Source organism: Psychrobacter sp. T6-1 (assembly GCF_052258445.1).
The window spans coordinates 1-2,049 of record NZ_JBQQFC010000377.1 but is presented as its reverse complement, the minus strand read 5'-3'; the positions used below and the strand labels follow the sequence as shown (position 1 = coordinate 2,049).

The 2,049-nt window shown below is 45.2% G+C and carries 4 protein-coding genes; all 4 read left to right on the top strand.

Annotated features, from left to right (window positions below; all coding sequences use genetic code 11):
* A partial coding sequence (gene kdsA, locus ACTXGO_RS12955) for a 3-deoxy-8-phosphooctulonate synthase (protein WP_443574815.1) occupies positions 1-800 on the top strand: 800 nt, incomplete at its 5' end.
* A 51-nt stretch (positions 801-851) separates the two neighbouring features.
* Positions 852-1,100, top strand: coding sequence for a heavy-metal-associated domain-containing protein (locus tag ACTXGO_RS12950; protein ID WP_317198654.1), 249 nt, complete (start codon positions 852-854; stop codon positions 1,098-1,100).
* A gap of 138 nt (positions 1,101-1,238) precedes the next feature.
* On the top strand, positions 1,239-1,463 hold the full coding sequence (locus tag ACTXGO_RS12945) for a heavy-metal-associated domain-containing protein (protein ID WP_317198653.1): 225 nt from the start codon (positions 1,239-1,241) through the stop codon (positions 1,461-1,463).
* A gap of 215 nt (positions 1,464-1,678) precedes the next feature.
* Positions 1,679-2,049, top strand: a 371-nt coding sequence (locus ACTXGO_RS12940; protein ID WP_443574814.1) for a cation transporter, incomplete at its 3' end; no start/stop codon positions are given.

Below are 2,049 nucleotides of genomic sequence, written 5' to 3'. Positions count from 1 at the left end.
ATCAGCCGTTTGTACTTTTTGGTGGGATGAATGTCCTTGAATCAAAAGAGATGGCGTTTGAGATCGCTGAACAATACATCGAGATATGTGAGCGTCTGGGCATCGGCTATGTGTTTAAAGCCAGCTTTGATAAAGCCAATCGCTCCAGCCTACACTCATATCGAGGCCCGGGGCTCGAGAAGGGTATTGATTGGCTAGGACAAATCAAAGAGAAGTTTCAAGTGCCGATTATTACTGATGTGCACGAGCCGTATCAAGCGCAGCTCGTTAGCGAGGTATCTGATATTATCCAGCTGCCTGCGTTTTTATCCCGTCAGACGGATCTGGTAGAGTCTATGGCAAAGACAGGCGCGATTATCAATATCAAAAAAGCCCAGTTCTTAGCGCCGCATGAGATGCGTCATATTATGAATAAGTGCTTAGAGGCGGGCAACGACACCCTCATCTTATGTGAGCGTGGAAGTGCTTTTGGCTATAATAATCTGGTTGTCGACATGCTCGGCTTTGATACGATGAAGCAGATGAATGTGCCAGTGTTCTTTGATGTGACGCATAGCTTACAGCAGCCAGGCGCTCGTAGTGATAGCGCAGGCGGGCGCCGCGAGCAAATAACGACGCTTGCGCGTGCTGGCATGGCAACGGGACTAGCAGGGCTGTTTTTGGAAGCGCATCCTAATCCAGAAACTGCGAAGTGTGATGGCCCATGCGCGCTCAGAACCAGTCAGCTTGAACCTTTTTTAAGCCAGTTAAAACAAATCGATGATCTGGTAAAAAGCTTTGCGGTGTTAGATACTCATTAAACAAGGGTGAGAGCAACAGAGTAGCTAAATTTGTAATAAAAGGATAAGGCAATGGCGATTAAGATGGCAAAGGTCAGCATTGAGAATATCGATGATGCTGAGGGTTTGGATAGTGTGATGACTGCGCTACAGAATATAACTGGCGTCGTTGCGGTAGAGCTTGATGCGGATACTAATACAGCGCTTATCCGCTATGACGATACCGATACCAGCATTCATGCGTTCACCGCAGCGATTAGTATGGTCGATTATGTGACGCAGCCATTTCCGATTGACGCGCCGCAAAACCCTGACAATTAAATTTTAATCATGAGTAGTCGCGAACTTCTTTACCAAACTGAGTTGATGTTGGTACTGATATCGCTTAGGGTATAAAGGTATTAGCTTATTCCAAGCTTATAATTAACATTAATTTGATCTAATAAAAAGGAGCCTAGCATGGCACATCAAACTAGAATTATCAAAATTGACGGTATGACTTGTGACAAATGCGTAGAGAGTGTACACGGCGTGACCACCGAGCTTGAAGGTCTCATCAGCATGACGGTTGAGCTACCAACCAATCAGGCGACCGTTACTTTTGATGACACTATGACCAGCGCGGACGAGATCGCTGCAGTCATTACTGAAGGCGGTTTTGATGCCGAAGTCGCTAACTCATAATTTTAGAGTACGATCTCAAAACCAGCTATTATGGCTGGTTTTTTTAATGGCAGTCTCATTACTGAGTGGTAGCAAGGCTATTCACTACTGATAACCGTTTAATCACTTGCATTAGCGGTAATAGCAACCATCTCATTACTATAGTATGTTTTTTAGTATAATAAAATGCATTGCTAAAAATTGTATCCCTATCCATCGTATTTTGAGTTTTATCTATGACTGATTCTAGCGCCGCGACTGATTCTAACTATAATGCTGGTACTGCCAACAAGGTCAGCAATGAGGTTAACACCGATGTTGAGTCAAACACTCAGCAAGCGCCGCAACGTGCGCATTTGCAATTGGCGATTTACGGTATGTCGTGCCAAGCCTGTGCCTCGCGTATTGAAAAAGTGCTCAATAAAAAGCCCTCTATCTATGAGGTGAGCGTCAACTTCGCAGGTGAGACTGCCAATGTTGACTACAATCCTAGCGAGACGACACCAGAGCAGGTCACAGAATGGGTCAATAAGACAGGCTTTGTCGCCAACCTGCAAGCTGGTGACTCGCTGTTTGCGCAAAACGATGAGGATACGGCAACCAAAAG